Here is a 625-nt window from a genome sequence, read left to right on the forward strand (position 1 = left end):
AGGCATCAGGTAGTGCACCTGGCTCGGCGTGAAAAACCGGGCGCTTCTAAGCACCTGCAACAGGTGATCGAGTAATGCGCCTGCTATCCCCCGGCCCCGGTATTCTGGTAGCACGCCTATGGTCAGCACATCGGCCACCTCGTTTATGGAAGCCCCCGCGGCGGCAATCAGCACGTCGCGGGCAAACATTCCAAAGTGGATGCGATTTGGGCTAGAGAGCTCCGCGATCCAGCTGGCGCGGCTCCACTGGTCGGCTTTTGGAAAAACCTGCTGTTCAAAGTGCAGCACCTGTTCTAAGTTCGCCGCGGTTAAAACCACCGGGGCGGGATCCAGGCTCACTTCTTTTCGCCGTGAATATCCGGGCGGCGCAGATACTGCGGATCTACCGGAAAGTCCTCCACCCCATTTTCAAGGCGAGCGCGCACAATCCGCGCAGCCACAGCCACGTCAAAACCTTGAGCGTCGCGAGTGCTCGGCAAAGCGTCGGAGTAAATCTGGCAGGCCGGGCCCGCGAACTCAACGCCGCTACCTTGGAACTTATTGGCCACAAAATCTGCGGTGTTTACGGCAGGGCCTTCAAGTATCTCAACGTCGTTTGGGCCAGCTGCGCGCACGTGCGCCCAAT

Annotated in this window: 1 protein-coding gene and 1 pseudogene; both read right to left on the reverse strand. The window is 59.4% G+C overall.

Annotated elements, in window-relative coordinates; translation table 11 throughout:
• The coding region (locus HMPREF1627_RS00980; RefSeq protein WP_158705791.1) for a GNAT family N-acetyltransferase at window positions 1–339 on the reverse strand (339 nt) is incomplete at its 3' end.
• Window positions 336–625: pseudogene (locus tag HMPREF1627_RS00985) on the reverse strand (tRNA (adenosine(37)-N6)-threonylcarbamoyltransferase complex dimerization subunit type 1 TsaB); the annotation flags it as partial. The pseudogene HMPREF1627_RS00985 and the gene HMPREF1627_RS00980, both read right to left, overlap by 4 nt.

Source organism: Actinomyces sp. S6-Spd3, from assembly GCF_000758755.1.
Classification (GTDB): Bacteria; Actinomycetota; Actinomycetes; order Actinomycetales; family Actinomycetaceae; genus Pauljensenia.